Raw genomic sequence first — 19,030 nt, 5'->3', positions numbered from 1 at the left:
CCCCGCTCTATGCGTCTGGTATTTCTGGTTCTACTAATTTTTTCAATTTCTCCAGCGATTCCTGCCAGCCTAAATAACACATCTCCACTGGAATGGCATCGGGAATACCTTCTTGTGTAATGTGCAGTTCTGTTCCGCATGAAACTTTTGATAGCCGCACGGTAGTGATCATTTCCCCTGGTAAATTGGGGTCATCAAACCTATCCGTATATTTAATCAGTGTTGCTTCTTTTATTTCTATAAATTCTCCCCCAAATGAATGTCCATTACCAGTTGAAAAATTTGTAAAAGACATTTTATAGCTGCCCTTCTCCTTGAATTCCATTTGGTGGACCTTACAGACAAAACCATAAGGAGGAAGCCATGATGCATAGGCATCTTCATTGGAAAATGCACGAAAAACTTTCGCTGGCGAAGTGGCCAGAATACGGTGTAATGTTACAGTGTTTTTTGACATGATTGTTTAATTTTTAAATTCGACTTGTTTTATATTCCAAAATTAAGACGGATTCATGGAATTAAAGGGTTGCGATTACGCACAATAAAAGGGTCAATTGCGTCATCTTAAACCAAATAGGCCAACTTTTTAGTAACATTGGCTTTAACCCTTTGGAAATTTGTTTTTTGTTATAAAGGAAAGTGGCAGCCCTATGGCCAATATAAGTATTAAGGCTCCGGTTATGGCGCGGGCAATATTAAACGGACCTGGGGTGATTAATGATAAAGGTATAATTATAAGGTCCATTACCGACCAAATAATAAGTCCGTATGACATGCCCGTTAAAATTCTGTGTTGTGACAGAAATGGAACTTTTTTATATACCCACATAAAAATCACGGTCCATACAAAGGCTATTCCATAATGAAAGAACAACCCGATAACTGCATAATATAAAGCTCCCGATAAAGCTTTCGTGCCTAAGGCGCCACTTGCAATATAACCGAGCATTTTTATGGGGTCTCCACCATAATACAGCGTTAATAAAACAGCCGCCAAAATATCCAGTGTTCCCACCAAGAGTGAAAGCACTAGCAGATTATTGGTATGGAATCCTTTATAAGGTTTTCTTATATCATTCAAATTTCTCATATGAAAAATTAAACGCTTTAAAAAGAACCCACTAGCTGTTGAGTTTAAACAGGCCTTTTATTACATAAAACCGAGCCTACACATAGCACAACAAATGAAAAAATTGAGGTTACGGTACGCAGTCCATGATACCATGCCCACTTTTCACGAATGGATTCCCAATTATTGGGAATATTGTTCACTGTCCAAGTCTTAATTTCATCATCAATAGGAACTTCAACCAATAAAGTTATCAATAAAGTAGTTATCATTAACAACAGCGAACCAAAAAACAAATAAAAATCCTTGCCCTTTGTAGGGTATTTCATGCCAGTTAGAACAATTAACCATAAAATGGTCAGCGGCATTAGTATTTTCATGGGATTGGCAACATTCGCAATTATGACCTTGCCAATATGTATAAATTCTGCTGCTGAAAATTGGTCTATAGAGCGGGTCAATGTAAACCATGTGCCCCAGAAAACACCGGTAACCAACATTGACAATATTAGGTTTATAGCTATAACTATGTTAAACTTCATAGGCTCTTTATTTAAGTTTATATTAATAAAAACCAATAATCTTTAAAATATAAGATTCTGCCTTTTTTATGGTTATATAGTAATTCCCAATATGGCAGCTGAAAAATTTCACTTATTTTCAGACCTTCACACTACCGGTACCAACTTTGCCGGCACGCTCATATTTAGCTATAAATACTCCTTTTGAAGTAATGGTGCTTTCTGTTAATGCAAATGCGGCTGGCACGGTTCCATCGCCATACAGTTTCTTCCCTGTACCCAATGTCAATGGAAAAATTTTAAGCCAAAGTTCGTCCACCAAGTCATTCTTAAGTAATAGCTGAACGAGTTTGCTACTACCCCAAACCTGAATATCCGGTCCATGCGAGTTTTTAAGTTTTTTAATAGCTGCTATACTTTTTATAAAATCGGTATTTTTCCAATGTGAGTCTCCTCTGGTATTGGATAAAACATATTTTGTACCCTCATTGATGCCTGGCCAAAAATCGCTATGTTCAGGCCAGTACCCCTCCCAAATCTCAAATGTTTTTCTGCCCAGTAAATAATCGGCCCTTTGTTCCAGTTCCTTTTGCAATATTTTTTTATAGGTTTCATCGCCATAGGTCGCAACCCAGCCACCATATTCAAAACCACCCGATCTATCTTCTCCAGGCCCGCCCGGAGCTTGCATGACCCCATCCATTGTAATCATGGCCATAACAGTTATTTTTCTCATCTTAAAATCTTTTTAATCCAATTTAATTTTTGATATGCCGTATGCTCAATCCATTGTAGCTAAAAATTGCTATCCTTCTGCACCTATAAATGACAGGCCTTGTTCTTTCATGGCATTTTTCAATATCGGGATAGAACTTTTCCCCAACCCGTGAAAACTGAGTATCTCTTTTTCTGAATGATTTGCAAGCTCTTCCAAAGTGGCAATATTGTTATTCTCTAATGCCCTTCTCGCCGGGGCTGAAAGAAGTGAAAGAAATCCATCTTTAGGTTTTCTTTCAGCCTCGCAAATTGGACAAGTGGGGCAATCTGAGCTTTTATAAAATTTATGTCCCTTATCGCATGTCTTTAATATCTTCATTTTAGATGCCTCTTTTCTTTAGTTGAATTTAATGCCTATCCAAAGATAAAAGTAAATATTGGTAACTTAGAGGTGTGAAAACGACTAACAAAAGGGTTGATTCTGCCACCTCCTGTCCTATGGAGTGAAAAAAACCTTGGGACTCGGGAGACTATTTGGCCAGTACATCGTACTATATGGAAGGCTTCAACATATTGCAAAACAAAAGAGGCTGCCTTTATAGAAGGCGGCCTCTTTAACATAAAGCTAACTAATACAACTCTAAAAAATCAAATGAATTTCTGGTTTATATTTCTTTTGAATAAATAATCAATCCTATTCCGATTACAAAAAAGGTAAACATCAATATCAATAACCAGTTCTTGGATTTCGGGAGCCCTTTCAGTTCTTTCCAGATAAAAACCCCCCATAATGCTGCTACCATGGTAGCCCCCTGCCCCAGGCCATAGGCAATGGCGGGACCCGCCTGTTCCGAAGCGATAATGTTAAAAGACATTCCCAGGCCCCATATAGCACCTCCGAGAACCCCTATCAGATGAAGCTTTGTCGATCCTTGTACAAAGTAATCTTTATACATAACAGGGGTCCCAGAAATGGGGCGGTACATATTTATGGTATTAAAAGCAAAGTTCGATAAGAATAGTCCAACGGCAAATATAACCAATGCGCTATAAGGAGTAAGCTTTCCGGCCTCAGGAGTTACAAAATCCATGGACATGGAAAGCGCAACATATTTATAAAAGAATCCCATAGCAACCCCTGCTAACAAAGAGATAATAATCCCTTTTCTGGAATCACTTTTGATCTTTTCCGAAATCTGTCTATAGGCCATGGCATCCAAAACAATGGCCATGACCACAAAAAGGACCCCTAAAAAAAGTAACCATGGATTTCCTTCCGGATTGTCTATATAATTAGTGACGACTCCCAGGACAAGCGCCAGGCCAATTCCTATCGGAAAGGCAATGGCCATTCCCGCAATATCAATGGCGATGACCAAGAGTAAATTGGCCAGGTTAAAAATAACCCCTCCTAAAAGTGCATAAAAAACATAGTGCCCATCGGCTTGTTGCAAGTCCGGAATAAAACTTCTTCCCTGATCTCCCATCGAACCCATTGTAAATGCAATTACCACTGTCATTAAAAATACCCCTAAAGCATAATCCCAATAAAAAAGCTGAAATGGCCATTCTTTGCTGGAAAGTTTTTGGGTATTTCCCCAAGAACCCCAACACAACATGGTGATAAAACAAAAAACGATGGCTGCCAGATAATTATCTACTATATACATAATGGTTTATATTTTAGGTTTATTTTTATAAATCAGCCTTGGCCTTAATTCTTAAGGTATTGCTTTTTAAAAACTCCAACACTTCTTTTTCCGTTGGGATGGAAGGTTGTGCCCCCATCTTAGTCACCGATATGGCAGATGCTGCCGTCGCAAACTCAAGGGCATTCTCCCATGAGCTTCCTTTGGAGAGCTCTGCCGCTATGGCACCACAAAAAACATCCCCGGCCGCAGTACTATCTACCGCATTTACCGAAAAAGCAGGTACGGATATGATGGTCCGGCCATCCTTAAAAATACTTCCCTTCTTTCCCAAGGTCAATATAACCGTTTTTGCTCCCATGGCCCTCAGTCTATCAATCATCTTCTCTTGTTCCAATTTTCCAGATTTTTCACCGGAAATAATTCTGGCCTCTGTTTCATTGACCACGAGAATATCGGTCATCTTTATAATCTCTGCATCAATTCTTTGCGCAGGAGCTGGATTAAAAAATATTTTCGTTTTGTTTCGAGAGGCTATTTCACAAACTCTCTTTACGGTCTCATAGGGAATTTCAAGTTGTAAGACGACCATATATGCCTCGGCTATAACCTTTTGTATCTTATCGATATAGGTGCTGGAAAGCATTTTATTGGCTCCTGAATTTATGACAATACTATTTTCACCTTTCCCATCGACCCATATCATAGCCGTGCCCGAGGGGATTTCATCCGTGATCAAAGATAAAGACACATCCAGCTGTGCCCGTTTATAATACTTCATAGTACTCTTTCCGTTTGAATCTTTTCCCAAAGAGGTTACAAACTGTACATTTCCTCCCAGTTTATGTGCTGCCAGGGCCTGATTGGCCCCTTTTCCTCCCATGGTCTGAAAAAAGGATTCTCCTTCTATGGTTTCACCGGGGATTGGAAAGTGCTCCATTTTCGATATTAAATCAGTATTGGAGCTTCCAATTACTACTATTTTATTCATCAATAATTCTTAATAATTTGACTTCATTTAAATTTTTCCATACATATCTTATAATGAAAACGGCCTTGTACAAGCACGGTTCCCTTAATTATGATTTGTGTTTTTTTGGCCTGAAAAAGCCACATACTCATTGATGGTTATCTTTCCTTGCTCCATAGGGTTCAACCACTTTAATTTAATTACATGGTCCCCTTTTGGCAGTTCCATGTTCCAATAAAGTTCTGCGGATCGCTTTTTGTAATCAACCGGAAGTTTCATCACCTTATCCACCTTTCCGTCCAGATTGACCTCCAGTTCATAGATATAATTTTCAAAAGGTTCACTGCTTCCGGAAAAGCTTAATCCGGCAATCCCGCCTTTTATAACGATTCCCGTACCGCTAAATTCGATACTATGCTCTTTATTGTCATTAATCGTAAAGAGTGAACCCCGTGATCTCTTTAGGTTTCCTGTAGGTTCAATATTGGGGTAAGCAACTTCTAAGGGAAGCGTTTTAGGGGATTGACAAATTATTTGTATCTCGTCATTACCAATTTTACCATTATTTCTTTCAATAACCTCCAGGGCATGTTTATAACTAAGTTCGTAAACATCGTTCAACGAAATCGTTGTATATTTAAAATCCCTGTCCTCTACCTTCTTTAGTCCCTTTAACCATTTATCCGGTATATGGTCATATCCGACCATGGTCCCTAAAATCCCGGCAACGGTCGAAGGATTACAATCGGCATCCTGCCCTGCCCTGGTAGCAATCTCCATAGATTTTGCAATATCCCCCTTGCCGTACAAGAGTCCCAATAGAACATAAGCTGAATTCACAGTGGCATCAATATTAAAAGGTGAAAAAATACCATCGGGACAGTGCAGGTCCTGGGCCCATTTACTCCTTTCTATTTCAAACCAGGCACGCTTCCAATCATCAGGGAATTTTTCGTGAAATCCGATAACGTCCTGCATTGCACGGTAATACTTGCTTTCGGAAGGTATTTTCTTTAAGGCTTCGGTCACAATGAAGTTCACATCGTCCGAAACAAATGCAAGGGTATACATACTGGCCACATATACCCCGGCATAATAACCGTCACCGTAGTTCATAAGGTGTCCTACCCTGTCACAAATATCGGAAGCGGCATTAGGAAGCCCAGGTGACATCAGACCTGCAAAATCAGCTTCTATCTGAAAATCGATATCATCAGCATGCATACTGTTCTTCCAATGTCCTGAAGCAGGGGCCTCTATACCGTTCATAATATTATAGCGCGCTGCCTGATTGGCATGCCATAATGGGTACTCAGCGTACGCGAATGCCTTTGCAAACTCACTAATAGGTGCATCCAGCCCCTTTTTTTCAAGTACATCGACAAAAGTAAGGTCCATATAGATATCATCGTACAGCCCCGGCTCGTTATCATAAAACCAGCCGATTAAATCATCATTCCATTCAAGTTGGACATAATCCTGGATCATCGTTCCGTTAAATCGAAATTCAGCAGGCCCCCCGTAGGTTACCCCGATTGTCTGACCAGCCCATCCGCCCTTTATTTTATTCTTCAGCTCTTGTTTGGTCAGTGTGATTTCTTTGGGCATCGTAACGGAAGGCAGTTCTTGTGCTTTCGAACTTTCATTGCCACAACTCAACATCAATAAGCTTATGGCGATTATTGAGTATATTCTGCCATTGGTCTTTTTTATAGTTTTCATATTCTATCTTTGAAGTTTATAATCGGTTTATAAGAATTTTACTTTTATATACTTATAGTTTTTTAGTGCCAAAAATCCATTACCAACCAGGATTTTGGGTCAAATTGGGGTTCAGTACCCTTTCGTCATTGGGAATAGGCCATAAATAATCGCGTTCCTTATCAAATGCAATGTCAAAGCCCGTTAACGCTATGGTCACCAGCTCCCCGCTATTGTTCTCATAAGTCATCCCCTTGATAATCCCGGTGAGGTCTTCTGCAATTCTCCATCTCCTTATGTCAAAATAACGCAGGCCTTCAAATGCCAACTCTACGGTGCGTTCTTTCCTTACGATTTCCCTGAGTTCTTCTTGCCCTCCCATAACGGTTATGGGCGGCATATTAACATCGGGGCGTTGCCGTACTTCATTAATGGCATCCAATACGCTTTGGTCGATATCATTTGCTTCTATTTTAGCCTCGGCATAAGTGAGCAGCACCTCTGCATAACGCAATAAAATTATGTTTATACCACAATTGGTAGGTTGGGCCATATCCTCGGGGTTCAAATATTTTTTAACATTGAATCCCGAAAAGGTAGAGTTTTCAGATGACCCTATGGCATCACCGGTTCCACTATTGGGTTCGGGATTGTATATTGTGCCGTTTAACAAGGTATCCCCCAAAGTATATATTGTATAACCTAACCGTGGATCCCTGTTTATATAAGGATTATATGGATCAAAGCCACTGGTGGGATCGGTAATATCCTTTCCGTTTGCCATTTGGTATGCATCCACGGCCCTTTTTCGAGGTACAAATTGATTAACTTGTGGCCATATACTATTGGGGGTGGTTAAATTGAATATGTTGTTGTTGTTGACATTTTTTGCAAATTGCCGGTCCAATATGATCTCGGCAGTGTTTTGTGCCTGGTAGCTGAATAAATCTTTATAGGACGCGTTCAAACTATATACTTGAAGGTCCATCACCTCTTTAGCTGCCAGGGCAGCTTCCGTATATCGACCAGCGTATAGCATTGCCCTGGCCTTAAGGGCCAAGGCAGCTCCTTTTGTTATTCTTCCCTTATCGGATTGGACTTTCGGCAGTGAAGCTGCCGCAGCAGTGAGTTCATCGGAAATAAAATCCCAAACCTGTTCCACCGGGGTCCGTGTCAATTCCCGGCTTTCTTCCAAGGTCAGTTCATGATCCACAAGTGGAACGTCCCCGTATAATATGGCCAGCCGGATATATGAATATGCCCTAATGACTTTGACCTCCGCTTTTAAGCGCTCAATCAGAGCTGGATCCTGGGGGGTCATTTTTTCAACATTGCCCATGAATATATTGGCTGCCTGTATCCCTCTATAAGCAAATGCCCATTCAGAAGCCACCTTCCCATTTGATGAGTTGTGCGCGCCCTTTTCAACAAGGGACTCATCACGCCATTGCAGGGTAACATGCCCAATATCCGACATGGCATCCCACATTGTGAAACTAAAGGCATCCTGCAGTAAAAATGGGTATACTGCATTGGCTGCAAATACTGCGTCTTGATCTGTTTGCCAAAAAAGTTCCGAAGAAATCCTGTCATTGGGGACGGTATCCAAAAAATCATCATCACAACTAAAAAAAGAAGTACTTATAAAGGTTATCAGTATGAAATATTTTAAGTTTTTCATTTTTGTAAAGTTTATGTTTTTTTCAATATTCTCTAAAAATTAATGTTCACACCCAAGGTAGTCAATGAAGTCTGTGGATAACGTTCGGCACGTCCACCTATAACTTCTTCAGGATCCACATCAAAATCATTTAAAGCGGCGAAGGTCAACAGGTTGGTTGTCGAGACGTATAAACTGGCATCCCTTATGCCCAATACACTTGTGAAGGCTACAGGCAATTTATAGGACAACTGTACGTTTTTCACCCGCAGGTATGCTCCGTCCAGCAGGTCCCTATCTGCCATTATTATATTCCTAAGGTCAAATTTTAGCGGTCTGGGGAATCGCGCATCCGGATTGTCGGGGGTCCAGTAATCCCCGGTTACCTTATGGGTAAATCCTCCCCATATCCCCATTTCAGCCAAAGCTCCCCCAACACGGGCTTTATAGCCCGCTGCTCCCTGTAACTGGATATTTAAAGCGAATGCCTTATATGAGAAATCAAAATTGGCACCGAAATTGTATTTTGGAAAACTCTGTCCCAAATTAACCATATCGTCCGGTGTGATCTTTCCATCTCCGTTCTCGTCAAGGAACTTAACATCCCCCGGTTGGGCATCACTTATAATAGTGGGATAATTGGCGACTTCTTCCTGGGTTTGAAAATATCCATCGGTTTTATACCCCCACCATGAATGGATCGGAAGGCCTACCCTGGTAGTCACTCTGGATTCATTAGCACCCCCTAGATATGCGTTTCCTTCATACAGTCCATATATATAGGGGCCGGTCCCCCCCAAATCAATTACCTCGTTGTTATTGATTGAAAAATTAAAACTGCTGTTTATATTAAATTCATTAAAACTGTTTCGTAGGCCCAGGGTAAATTCCCATCCCTTATTGTCCACCCTGCCTATATTTTGTGCCGAGGCATACAGTCCCAATGTTGCCGGTACCGGAACTTCCAACAATATATCTTCTGTCTTTTTGTGATAGTAGTCAACTGATAGCGTAATCCTATTTGTCAGCATTTGCAAATCCAGTCCCACATCGGTCTGTGTAGTTGTTTCCCAAGAAATATCCCTATTGGCCAAATCTGTTTGCCTATAGCCAACGGCAGGGTTCTCTCCAAATGAATAGCTCTGTAAGTTATATGTCGCCAGGAAACTATAGGGATCGACCGCCTGGTTTCCGGATTTACCATAAGAACCCCTTAGTTTAAATTCATTGAACGTATTTTTTAAACCGCTCCAAAAATTCTCCTCAGATAGTCTCCAACCCGTAGAAAAGGATGGAAAGGTACTGTATTGATTGCCCTTTGCAAAACGTGAAGATCCATCGTACCGGACATTGGCTTCAAAAAGATACTTATTCATATAAGAATAGTTTAGCCTACCAAAATAAGAACGTAAACTCCATTCCACATCAATACCCGAATTATCTTTTGTCCCATCATTGGCCCCTTGCGAAATCGATTGAATATCATTGCTGTAAAATTCCTGACGATAGGCAGATAAATTAGAGGCCTTGTTCTCAATTTCCGAATACCCCAACAGCACATTAAAATCATGGTTCCCAAAGGTTTTGGTATAGTTAAGAAGCCCGTTCAACGTTGTCTCCCGCATATCGGACCTTCCTTCCGTTAAACTATTGATGGGCTTATTGACCAATACTTTACCTGGGTCATAATAGTCCAGTACCTGATATTTGTTTGAAAAATCCTTGCTTTTATCAAACGTGGCACGAAGACTGTACTGTAAGGTAAACTTCAAGCCTCCCACAATTTCCCATATGCCCTTTAAATTTCCCAAGAAATAATCTTGGTAATCCTTGGCCGTTCCGTCAAGATTTGCCCTTACCAAGGGGCTGGAACCATCGGCAGAGACTCCATAAGTACCGTCAGGATAAACCGGAACCGTCCATTGGGAGTTTTGCAACATTCCATTGATTACATGGTCTACATCCAATGGGTTTGTAGCGCTTTGGTGCCTGTAATTGAAATCAGCAGAAAAGTTCAATTTAGGGCTTAGTTTAAAATCGGTGTTCATGCGTAATTCCGAAATTTTCGAGTCCGAATTGGGTATAATTCCTTCTTGGTCCAAATGTCGGAGGCTTACCAGCGATTTGATATTTTCGGTTCCTCCCGATATGGATAAGGCCTTACTCGTTTGAGGTGCAGGGTGCAAAACTTCATTAAACCATGTATTGGGGAGCGGGTATTTAAGACGGTCCGTTGCATGGATATATTCCTGAATGTATTCTTCTGTATAAATCGGGCTCCCCGACGAATTGGTCCATGCCACATTCTGCATCCGCATATAATCTTCAAGGCCCATATGTTCAGGTTGATTATTGGATTTCTGTATGGCATAGTAGGAATTCCATGAAACATTCAATTTGCCTTCCTTTGCCCGTTTTGTCGTTACAAGCACGACCCCATTAGAGGCTCTTGATCCGTAGATAGCCGTTGAAGAGGCATCCTTAAGTACGGATACGGATTCAATATCATTTGGGTTTAGATAGGTAAGGTCCTGCTCAATCCCGTCAACAATAACCAAGGGATCATTGTTGCTCAAAGTCGTTACTCCCCTTATCCTCATTGTCATTCTGGAGGTCCCCGGCGCCCCTCCCTGATCCTGGATTGTCAATCCGGATACATTTCCCTGAAGCGATTGCTGCACGTTCTTTACGGTTCTTTTTTCCAAAGTTTCCCCGTCTACCGTACCAACCGCACTGGTTAGGCTGACCTTCTTTTGTGTTCCATAACCGATTACCACTACCTCATCAAGCTTTGCAGCATTCTCCTTTAGAAGTATTTCAAGGTTTGCTTGTCCATCAACGGCAACCTCCTGTGTTTCAAATCCAATATAGGAAACAATCAAAACTGCATTCCCATTAGAAATATCTATCGAGAAATTTCCATCGAAATCAGCTGTTACCCCATTACTGGTACCTTTTTCCACAATATTGGCTCCCGGTAACGGAACGCCCTGCTCATCCGTAACGATACCGGTTACGGACTGTTGATATATGTCTTTATTTTGGTCTATCCGAACGGTATCAATGGGCTTATGTGCATTGGCCATATGGTAAGTACCCATCATCAGTATACATGATAAGAACCAAATTTTTGGTATAACCTTCAAATAGTGCCCCTTTGCGTAAAAAGTATTTTTCATAATTTGCTTGGTTTTTGGTTAATTCGCCTTCCGATCTTTTCATCAAGGAATTTGATTGCGTGTTTTCGCTAATTAGTTATTTGATCTGGTATTATTTTTACAATTGTCCTTATACAAAACAAACGTTTGTTCTATTTATTAAAAAATAAATGGTGTGCCTGCTTCGTTATGGTGTATCTGCTACACATCTGAACCCGATGGTTGCAGAACGGTCCATACTGGGGGCCATCAGTAAATATTTACCGTATTTATTAAGTTCATAAGCTCGTGGAAAATACCAATCAGAGGTGGCAGAACGATAAAATCCACCCCCTTTCAAGACGGCAGCCCGAGTATGTTCATCCCTATATTCGTCCGTCCATTGCCAAATATTACCTGTTAGGTCCATTATCTCGAGTGAACTTGCGCCTTGGGGAAAAATATTCACGTCAGTTACTGAACGGGAAGTCCTGGTCGAATCAATTGGTGGTATTCTGGAAGTATCCATAATACTTCCCCATGGGTATAATACGTCCTTATTACCGCCTTGTGCCGCATATTGCCATTCCCATTCATGAGGCAACCTTTTACCGGCCCATTTGGCGTATGCCCTTGCATCTTCTATCGATACCCAGGTCACGGGCTTATTCGCCCAACCTTCCGGATATGTACCATTATCCCAATCCTTCAAGAAATTATGCTTATCTTCAGGTTCATATCCGGTTGCATCCATAAATGATTTGTATTGTTCATTGGTGACCGGGTACTTATCGATATAAAAAGCCTTGATGCTCATCAAATGCTGCTGGGAACGAGCGGGATGTTTTTCCCATGGGTGTTGGATGCCTACGGCAGTAGGCAGGTCATTCCCCTCGATCATGACACCGTTTGAAATGAATTCATAATGATTGTTTTCGGGAACATAGATCATCCCTTCCGGTATGTCCAATACGGGGCTGGTGCCCTGTATCTCCACCATTTTTTGAGGAAGCGGCCCCCACTTGCGAGAAAATGAACTTAAAGGACGATTTGAAAAGTCATGCATTTTTTTTAAAAAACTATCAATGGTACCATCGACACTTTCCTTTAAAATTTCCAATACGGCACCATATCCATGTGCTTCGATCGGAAAGTTCAAAAGTACCTTATTGCCTTTCTTTTCTGGTTGCAATACCTTTCCATTCCAAATATCGTAATATAGGGCCCCTTTTTTATTGGGGAGTTCGAGCTGAACCCCTTCTCTTGGTATACTGTCACGGTTAATTAATGTATAAATGGTCCGGTCATTTCCGGGAAATTCCGAAGCATATACCCGTGATTGAAGGGTCGGGACATAGGGCCGCCATTGTTTACTCTTCCATATCTGCGGAAATGATCTATAAATAGTCGATATCCTTTTAATGGCCGCTGCATCCCTTTCCGTGATCTGATTCCATACACCCCAGATATTTTCCCAGGCATTATAGCCTATGCCGTTAAAAAAAGCATGCTGTAAATCATCCGTTTTATCCCTTGCCCACCGGTTGGTAACAAAAACCTGATGGGAGGGTTCTAACCATTTATAAACACTTACCCCCGGGGTAATGGATTCATAAGGAAAAAAATAACCCCAGCTCGACAGGTTCCATTCGATAGGCTTTAATTTGGAAACCCCGTCCCCTTCCAAGGTGTCTGTCTCTTTTTTTTGTGTAAATTTTTGGGGGCTCCCAATGCTGAGTTCCGGTTGAAAAATCAGTGGATAGTCTAGGCTGTCCGCTGCGGCCATGAATTCCCGTGTAACCCCGAACATTGTATCTCCATTTAATCCATCTGCGCCTAGGCGCTTCATTTCCTTTACCAATGCCAGGGCCATTGGCAGGTCGATTTTCCGGGTACCATTATCCCATATCATGATTGGAAAAAATACTTTTACCCCTTTTGAATGAAAGTCACCTATCATTTTCTTTACCCCCTCTATTCCGCCGGGCATATCATGAAGAAGATCAAACTGATTCCTGTTATCTATGCCTATATTCGGATAGGTAGGCCAGATCAGGACAGCATCAATACCACCATATCTCTGCTCTAAATCCTCCAAATAACGATCTACGGTATAGGTACTGGACAATGGGTCATAAAAGTAACGGTCATGCGCCATCATTTGGACATATATAAATGAGCTGTTAATCCACTCCAGTTCGCGGTTGTTATATTGGGAAGAATCATAATCGATACTCCTTCTGGTCGTCTCCCGCCATTGATCCATCGACATGTGCCACGCTTGGTAATCTTTATTTTGGTCAGGCCCCTCAAAAACCTCTTCAAATAAACTTGTGTAACCGACCGCTTGTGCAGCACTTCTATTTAAAAGAAGTAACATGGGAATGATTAAGTACAAAATTCTTTTCATCAATTCAATAGATTTTAGTTTATTTAAAACAAACGTTTGTGCATATTAAAACCAGTCTGTCATAGTTCTACAAAACAAACCTAAAGAAGAAATTTGAATTATGCAAACGTTTGCGCAAATTATTTTGATAAATGTTTAAAAAACACCTTGTAAAAATGATATAAAGATACTTATAGACCTTATATTTTATTATATTATTAGTGATATGTTAAATTTATACAAACATATCTATCGAAAAAAAATTTTTATGACATGAAAAATTAAATCATGTAAGAAAAATAAGTATCTTTGTACAAACGTTTATCCTATATATGCCAAATAAAGAAAATAATAGCAATAAAATAAATATTAGGGACATTGCAGAAAAAACAGGTCTATCAATATCAACTGTATCGAGGGTCCTAAATAACAAGGCCAAGGAATATAGGATAGGGAAAAAATCTCAGGAAAAAATAAGAAAAGTTGCCAGGGAACTGAATTATGTGCCGAACCAATTCGCCGCTAATTTAAAAAGTGGAAAAAGCAATACCATAGCCTTAATTGTCCCCTCTCTTAATAATCCCTTTTTTGCCGAGATATCCAGTAGGATAAATACAGAAATCAGGAAACATGGTTACATTACCATCATCGGGGAAAGTGATGAAAATCCTGAAATTGAAAAAAAAGAATTGAGACAGCTTGTCTCCAGAAATATAGAAGGACTGATTATTGTCCCCTGTGGAAATCAATGGGAACATATTGACGAGATACACAATCAAGGCATACCGGTAGTATGCATCGACCGTTATTTCATCGATCTGGACATTCCTTTTGTTTCAACAGACAATTATAAGGGGGCCTATATGGCCGCTAAATATTTTATTGAAAATGGGCATCATAATATTGTATGCATTCAAGGGGTGCAAGAGTCCAATACGAATAAGCTCCGTATCGAAGGTTTTAAAGAGGCCATGAAAGAATCGGGAATCAATGATTTTAATATTATCGGTGATAATTTCACATTTCAAAACGGATATCTTTCCACTCGACTGTTGCTCAAACAAAAAAACAGGCCTACCGCCATATTTGCCTTAAGCAATACCATTGCCATGGGATGTATGAAGGCCATTAAAGAGGCTAAATTGGACATTCCTGAAAATATATCCTTAATTACCTTTGACGATCACCCCTATCTGGATTTTTTGGCGACACCATTGTCATGCGTTGTCCAACCAGTAGAAGATATCAGTAAAGTAGCCGTGGAATTATTATATACCAAATTATATGATGAAGAGCAAAATACTTCCAAGATCCTTTTAAAGCCTACTATTAAAATCAGAAATTCAGTTAAAAGACTTATGGACTAGGAAATCAATAGTTTCATCTAGCCAAAACAGCTCCTTTTTCCGCAATACACTTCCATTTCATGAAAATTGGGCATATCCCCGATTCCTAAATTATGCCTCTTTGATTATGGCAGCAATTTTTACAATTCTATATTTTCAATGACATTTTCTATAGGATGTTGCCGGAATTTGTCCTGCAATTTCTATTTCTTTCCTATGGATTGAGCCCTGAGGTAGCGAAAAATCGGAATGGTTATAAAGAGGATGTACCCGGCACCCCTATCCGTTAGGGTTTATTTGGGTTGTTGGATATATCAAAAAAACTAGTCCCCTATAACTGTTAAATGAAGGTTTTTTTTTATATTTGACGTTCTCCTAACTTGCATGAGGGGAGGCCTTAACCATTAAAATTTAAATTATATTGTATCTTATTGAATAAGATCAACACATATGAAAATCAATACATTATGTAGATTTTGTTTATAATTTTTTGATAATTTTTAACCTGTGAAGGCATATGCGTATAGTAGAAAGTTAATTTTAACTTATTAACTTTTAAACTATATAAAAATGATCAAAAAATCTTTATTTATCGGACTAATGATGATTATTACATTGAGTTTTTCATGTACTAATGATCAGGTAACAGACACAGAAAGCTTATACAAAGCAAACCAAGAAAAGCCATCTAAAATTGAAAACTACCAGCTTATCGATAAAGATGAAATTGAAAACCCAAGGGACAAGGGATAATATCTATCTTGTTCTATTAATTATGTTTTCACTATCCGCTATCACCGCTCCTTTTTGGCATATCTTTTTCGAAAAAGGAGCTGATGACGGATTGTTTGGCTTTAGCAGTACGCGAAGTTTCCTTTATACTTTTGGAACCCATTACATCCTCTTCGGGCTCTCTATGTTTACTTTTTGGGTCATAGGTTTTATCCCGGACAAAAATTTATCGGTTAAGCGACTATCGTATATGATCAATATATTGTTCTGTTCGGTAGCCTTGTATTACTTATTCTACGTATTCATAGATTCAAATTCTCCCTATCCGGACTATGTCTATGAAATTGCTAATATAACCTGTTCTTTATTTATTTCATTTCTGATTTTCAAGTTGTTCAATAATTACAGGATTAAAAGGTTACAGGAGAAAAAAGAAGCTGATGAATTTGTTGAGAATGCATTCAGTTTCATAAACGAGGTAAACAAGTCCCTAATACAATAACGCCAAGCTACTGCATAAAAACCTAAAAATGAAAGAACTAAATATTCAAATAAAAACACTCTTATCCGAATATCGAAATGGTGAGCTAAGAAATGATATTGCCATAAAGAGGTTTGAGCAGCTTATAAATGAATATAAAAATAAAGAGTCCCACAAAAAAGGCGAAGAGGCTGATATGCTTGCGTTGGTAAAAGAAGAGTTTTTAAGGCTTTTATATAAACTGGACCTGGTCGGAAAGCTTGAAACCGAATTCTATCAAAATAAAGGGGAGAATCTTTTAATTCGAAAAAGTTTAGGCCTTTTCGGTTAAATTATATTTGGCCTGTATTTCCTTCAATAAACTATTTTCCCGTATTAATATTTTGTTTTCCAACCACTTATTGAATATCTTATTTTTTAAGAGCACTTCCTCGTGGTTCAATAAGCACCTCAATACAATTTCAACATCCCCAACTGAAATGCCGGTCCCAGTTTCAACTTCCCCCTTTGTAATGGTACCTTCCCCGGTCAACAACCATAGTTCATTAATCTCGGGCCATTTCTCTATAATGATCCTGGCCATGGGCATACTGATATCCTCTGTGCCGTCTAAAACGGCCCGACCATTGAAAATCCCTTTTGATTTCAATATACCGTCCATTTGAGAAGCATTCATTTTTAAAAATTTCAAGACTTCTTTGAATCTTTCAGCACTCGTTAAAATATCCCTATTATAATCCTGTTTTGCCATTATTTATTAATTGCTTATCCCTTGTCGTTATTACCTTTACAAGGCATCTTTATTATAATTTCATAACTCGAATTGAACAGTGTACCACATTACACGAACACAAACCCATAGCATGGTTCATTACAGTATAACAATCTCTTTCAGGCCATACAAATATAACAAATTGAGGCTTACAATGCATTGCCTAAACATTTGAATATAAAACATGCATACAATGATTTTTATCCATCATTTTTATGATGGTCGGGCATATAAAGTCCAATTTATTTACAACATCTCCTTTTCTATTTCCAGATAAAAAGGAAATGTAAGGCTGAGAAACTAAAGATTTTTATAGCATATGATATATGTCATAGCTACCTCCTATATATTTAATTTTCCTAAAAAACGTTTTTACAAAAAACATAGCAACTCAAATACCATACTTGCCGCTAATATCATATGTCCACTTCTTCTACGGGCATAAGGTAGCATCACTATATTAGCTCGAGCAATGATATCCAAAAAGGATTAGACAATAGTTCTCTTGCCGGGGTATGTATGCCTTGGAACCGTTATAAACTCATAAGGGGGACCGTTACTTTATATTTTGAGCTACATCTCAGTAATGAGTTTCTCTTTTATATTTAGATGTTGTTCAAAGGTTAATCGATACTGAAAAAAGCTTTTTCATAAACAATCCATTCTTATCGCTGTCCAAAATTAATACCCCATATAGACCCATCCCATTATCGGTTTTATATCAGTTCCCAAATTCAAAATATAATAATAGATCCCTGCGGGCAAACGTTCGTTTTTATTAATTGCACCATGTACGTTACTATATCCTTTCCAACTGTTGTCATACCTTTTTTTATGATATACCAAAACCCCGTTTCTATTATAAATTTTGAGTACGTTCTCTGGATAATGCTCAATACAGCCAATTTTAAATGCATCGTTCATCCCGTCATTATTGGGGGTGAAAATATCAAATACTATTATACACAATGGATTTACGGACGCGGTTGCAACATTATTCCTCAATACGAAATCTTCTGGTTCAGAATACAACAAATCCGCACTATTGAGATAATTATCTCCTTTGGCAATCCTGACCTTTATTGCCAGGGTCTCCTTCGCATAGGGCAACAGAACGGGCAACTCCCAAATACCATCGGTCACGTGATAAGCACCGGTACTGGATTGGTGGCTAAGGTATATATAACCGGAGGGCAACGGTTCCTTAACCAGGATATTTGCTGCTGATATTTGGGTATTATTGGAAACCGAAACAGTAAAGTTTACCAATGACCCGACAGGGGCTTGGGTCCTGTCTACATTTTTTTGGAGGGCAATATCAATACAGGCATCCATAAATACCTGAACGGCATATTTTGCCGGTGTCCCTATACTGGAAGCATAATATGTTTTTCCATCCTCCAGTCGTGTGGTCGCAGGTAGGCTTATTTCCCTCTCCTCTGTCGCATACCAAATCAAGTCTTCCATACCAACATCTATTTCCATAATGGTGGGCATTGCCATATCACAAAAATGCTGCACGGAAAACTCTTCAGGGATATTTTCATGCACAACCTCGACACTATTTGAAAGTATCGACGTACAATCATACCCATTGTATGCCATGGCTCTATATACCCCTTCCTTTTTTGCCATATAATTACTGCCACTCACATTAATGATTGTATCGTTTCGCCACCATATATAGTGTGTTGCTCCTTTTGATGAAATATTTAATTCTACAGACTTTCCAGGGGCAACAACTATCCGTTGATTTTCTGATTGGGCATAACCGCTCTCAAGGAACCCGGCAAAAACAACCAACATGCCCAGATATACCCTGATATGATATAAAGAAAAACGAATATGCATGGATAAGTTCATGATATATACAAAAAGGCCTTGTT

General features: G+C 39.4%; 17 protein-coding genes. 4 read left to right on the top strand and 13 right to left on the bottom strand.

Going from position 1 to position 19,030, the window contains the following annotated elements; all coding sequences use genetic code 11:
* Window positions 1–7 precede the first annotated feature (7 nt).
* The 11 genes from UXI14_RS03220 to UXI14_RS03170 all read right to left on the bottom strand — a co-directional run bounded on the left by UXI14_RS03220 (window position 8) and on the right by UXI14_RS03170 (window position 13,834).
* Entirely contained in the window at window positions 8–457 is a 450-nt protein-coding gene (locus UXI14_RS03220; protein ID WP_335964806.1) for an SRPBCC family protein, read from the bottom strand.
* A gap of 144 nt (window positions 458–601) precedes the next feature.
* Complete coding sequence (locus UXI14_RS03215) at window positions 602–1,090, bottom strand: hypothetical protein (protein WP_335964805.1); 489 nt, start codon at window positions 1,088–1,090, stop codon at window positions 602–604.
* A 44-nt stretch (window positions 1,091–1,134) separates the two neighbouring features.
* Window positions 1,135–1,611 (bottom strand): anthrone oxygenase family protein, encoded by a 477-nt coding sequence (locus UXI14_RS03210; protein ID WP_335964804.1) that lies wholly within the window; start codon window positions 1,609–1,611, stop codon window positions 1,135–1,137.
* Window positions 1,612–1,729: 118 nt separating this feature from the next.
* Window positions 1,730–2,326, bottom strand: coding sequence for a dihydrofolate reductase family protein (locus UXI14_RS03205; RefSeq protein WP_335964803.1), 597 nt, complete (start codon window positions 2,324–2,326; stop codon window positions 1,730–1,732).
* A 69-nt stretch (window positions 2,327–2,395) separates the two neighbouring features.
* Window positions 2,396–2,686 carry an RNA polymerase alpha subunit C-terminal domain-containing protein gene (locus tag UXI14_RS03200; RefSeq protein WP_335964802.1) on the bottom strand — a complete coding sequence of 97 codons (291 nt, stop codon included), beginning with the start codon at window positions 2,684–2,686 and terminating at the stop codon, window positions 2,396–2,398.
* Between the two features lie 286 nt (window positions 2,687–2,972).
* Window positions 2,973–3,977 carry a GRP family sugar transporter gene (locus UXI14_RS03195; RefSeq protein ID WP_335964801.1) on the bottom strand — a complete coding sequence of 335 codons (1,005 nt, stop codon included), beginning with the start codon at window positions 3,975–3,977 and terminating at the stop codon, window positions 2,973–2,975.
* 25 nt (window positions 3,978–4,002) lie between these two features.
* Window positions 4,003–4,947 carry a ribokinase gene (gene rbsK / locus UXI14_RS03190; RefSeq protein WP_335964800.1) on the bottom strand — a complete coding sequence of 315 codons (945 nt, stop codon included), beginning with the start codon at window positions 4,945–4,947 and terminating at the stop codon, window positions 4,003–4,005.
* A gap of 84 nt (window positions 4,948–5,031) precedes the next feature.
* The gene (locus tag UXI14_RS03185) at window positions 5,032–6,648 is read right to left on the bottom strand and encodes an ADP-ribosylglycohydrolase family protein (protein ID WP_335964799.1); all 1,617 of its coding nucleotides are present in this window, start codon (window positions 6,646–6,648) and stop codon (window positions 5,032–5,034) included.
* Window positions 6,649–6,727: 79 nt separating this feature from the next.
* The gene (locus tag UXI14_RS03180; RefSeq protein ID WP_335964798.1) at window positions 6,728–8,308 is read right to left on the bottom strand and encodes a RagB/SusD family nutrient uptake outer membrane protein; all 1,581 of its coding nucleotides are present in this window, start codon (window positions 8,306–8,308) and stop codon (window positions 6,728–6,730) included.
* Between the two features lie 32 nt (window positions 8,309–8,340).
* The gene (locus tag UXI14_RS03175) at window positions 8,341–11,466 is read right to left on the bottom strand and encodes a TonB-dependent receptor (RefSeq protein WP_335964797.1); all 3,126 of its coding nucleotides are present in this window, start codon (window positions 11,464–11,466) and stop codon (window positions 8,341–8,343) included.
* A 166-nt stretch (window positions 11,467–11,632) separates the two neighbouring features.
* Window positions 11,633–13,834, bottom strand: a complete 2,202-nt coding sequence (locus UXI14_RS03170) for an SUMF1/EgtB/PvdO family nonheme iron enzyme (protein ID WP_335964796.1) — start codon at window positions 13,832–13,834, stop codon at window positions 11,633–11,635.
* A 311-nt stretch (window positions 13,835–14,145) separates the two neighbouring features.
* Here UXI14_RS03170 and UXI14_RS03165 point away from each other — a divergent pair, with 311 nt between their 5' ends.
* The 4 genes from UXI14_RS03165 (at window position 14,146) to UXI14_RS03150 (ending at window position 16,703) form a co-directional block, all read left to right on the top strand.
* Window positions 14,146–15,180, top strand: coding sequence for a LacI family DNA-binding transcriptional regulator (locus UXI14_RS03165; RefSeq protein ID WP_335964795.1), 1,035 nt, complete (start codon window positions 14,146–14,148; stop codon window positions 15,178–15,180).
* A 549-nt stretch (window positions 15,181–15,729) separates the two neighbouring features.
* Entirely contained in the window at window positions 15,730–15,912 is a 183-nt protein-coding gene (locus UXI14_RS03160; RefSeq protein WP_277898384.1) for a hypothetical protein, read from the top strand.
* Window positions 15,913–15,934: 22 nt separating this feature from the next.
* Window positions 15,935–16,393, top strand: coding sequence for a hypothetical protein (locus UXI14_RS03155; RefSeq protein WP_335964794.1), 459 nt, complete (start codon window positions 15,935–15,937; stop codon window positions 16,391–16,393).
* Between the two features lie 28 nt (window positions 16,394–16,421).
* A complete protein-coding gene (locus tag UXI14_RS03150; RefSeq protein WP_277898382.1) occupies window positions 16,422–16,703 on the top strand; it encodes a hypothetical protein in 282 nt (93 codons plus the stop codon).
* Here the strand turns inward: UXI14_RS03150 and UXI14_RS03145 are convergent.
* Both UXI14_RS03145 and UXI14_RS03140 read right to left on the bottom strand, forming a co-directional pair.
* Entirely contained in the window at window positions 16,686–17,123 is a 438-nt protein-coding gene (locus UXI14_RS03145; RefSeq protein WP_335964793.1) for a hypothetical protein, read from the bottom strand. The two genes, UXI14_RS03150 and UXI14_RS03145, sit on opposite strands and share 18 nt — an antisense overlap.
* 702 nt (window positions 17,124–17,825) lie before the next feature.
* On the bottom strand, window positions 17,826–19,007 hold the full coding sequence (locus UXI14_RS03140) for a gliding motility-associated C-terminal domain-containing protein (protein ID WP_335964791.1): 1,182 nt from the start codon (window positions 19,005–19,007) through the stop codon (window positions 17,826–17,828).
* Window positions 19,008–19,030: the final 23 nt, after the last annotated feature.

It is taken from the genome of Galbibacter sp. PAP.153, from assembly GCF_037029175.1.
GTDB lineage: Bacteria > Bacteroidota > Bacteroidia > Flavobacteriales > Flavobacteriaceae > Galbibacter > Galbibacter pacificus.
This window is presented reverse-complemented; position numbering and strand designations above follow the sequence as displayed.